The organism is Arthrobacter sp. Sr33 (genome assembly GCF_054511195.1).
Genome location: NZ_JBTNDD010000026.1, coordinates 1 through 1,444 on the forward strand (window position 1 = coordinate 1; position 1,444 = coordinate 1,444).

Below are 1,444 nucleotides of genomic sequence, written 5' to 3' on the forward strand. Positions count from 1 at the left end.
GGCTCTTCGTAAACGAGAGTGTGGGTGGGGTGTAGCCGGGGTGATCGGTGTGGGCGCGTCGAAGGCGGGATAGAGGTCGAGGCCTTCCGATGATGGAAGTTCCTACGCTGCCCATCCGAAAGACCTCGACGTGCTCAACGCTACCTTTCATGCCCCTGATCTGACGACGTTCTGCCGGCTCGACGAACTCGGCTTGGAAGCCGTCGGCCAGCAGCTGTGCCCGGGTCGGGCGGTGATCGAATGCCGTGTCGTTCAGGCAAATCCGTGGTGCCGAGGCTGCGGCTCTGCGGGTGTGCTCCGTGACACGGTGACGCGCCGGTTGGCGCATGAGCCGTTCGGTCACCGGCCGACTACGTTGCTGGTGCGGATACGCCGTTACCGGTGCACCGAGTGCGGTCGCACCTGGCGACAGGACACGGACGCAGCAGCTGAGCCCCGGGCGAAGATCTCGCGTCGCGGACTCAGGTGGGCGCTCGAGGCGGTCGTGGTCGATCACCTCACCGTGTCCCGGGTCGCTGCCGGTCTGGGAGTGTCCTGGCATACCGCCAACAGCGCCGTCCTTGCGGAGGGCAAGCGGCGGCTGATCGATAACCCGCAGCGGTTCGACGGGGTGACCGCGATCGGCGTCGACGAACACGTCTGGCGGCACACCCGACGTGGCGACAAGTTCGTCACGGTGATCATTGATCTGACTCCGATCCGCGAGAAGACGGGCCCGGCACGGCTGCTGGACATGGTCGAAGGCCGCTCCAAACAGGTCTTCAAGACCTGGCTCGCAGACCGCCCGCAGGCATGGCGGGACGGGGTGGAAGTGGTGGCGATGGATGGGTTCACCGGCTTCAAGACCGCGACCACGGAGGAGCTCCCGGACGCGGTGCCGGTCATGGATCCGTTTCATGTTGTTCGGCTTGCCAGCGACGGGTTGGACCGGTGCCGGCAACGTGTTCAGCAGGCGACGCTCGGGCATCGGGGTCGTGCCGGTGACCCGCTCTACCGGGCCCGACGGACCCTGCATACCGGCGCGGATTTGCTCACCGACAAACAGAACGCACGCTTGGAGGCCGTCTTCGCGTCCGAGGAACACCTCGAGGTCGAAGCTACTTGGGGCATCTATCAGCGGATCGTCGCCGCATACAGGGAACCGAATAAGACACAAGGGAAACAGATGATGCAGGCAGTGATCAACTCCGTCACCAGCGGCGTTCCCGCAGCCCTGGTCGAGATCCGCCGAATCGGCCGGACCCTGAAACAACGCGCCGCCGACGTACTCGCGTTCTTCGACCGACCCGGCACCAGCAACGGCCCCACGGAGGCCATCAATGGGCGGCTCGAACACCTCCGCGGCTCAGCCCTCGGATTCCGGAACATCACCAACTACATCGCTCGATCACTCCTGGAATCAGGCGGCTTCAGACCCTACCTACACTCCCAATTACGATGAGCC

The 1,444-nt window shown here is 64.8% G+C and carries 1 protein-coding gene; it reads left to right on the forward strand.

Annotated features, from left to right (window positions below; all coding sequences use genetic code 11):
• Positions 1-130: 130 nt before the first annotated feature.
• Positions 131-1,441 (forward strand): ISL3 family transposase, encoded by a 1,311-nt coding sequence (locus ACX80T_RS16260; RefSeq protein WP_024475914.1) that lies wholly within the window; start codon positions 131-133, stop codon positions 1,439-1,441.
• Positions 1,442-1,444: the final 3 nt, after the last annotated feature.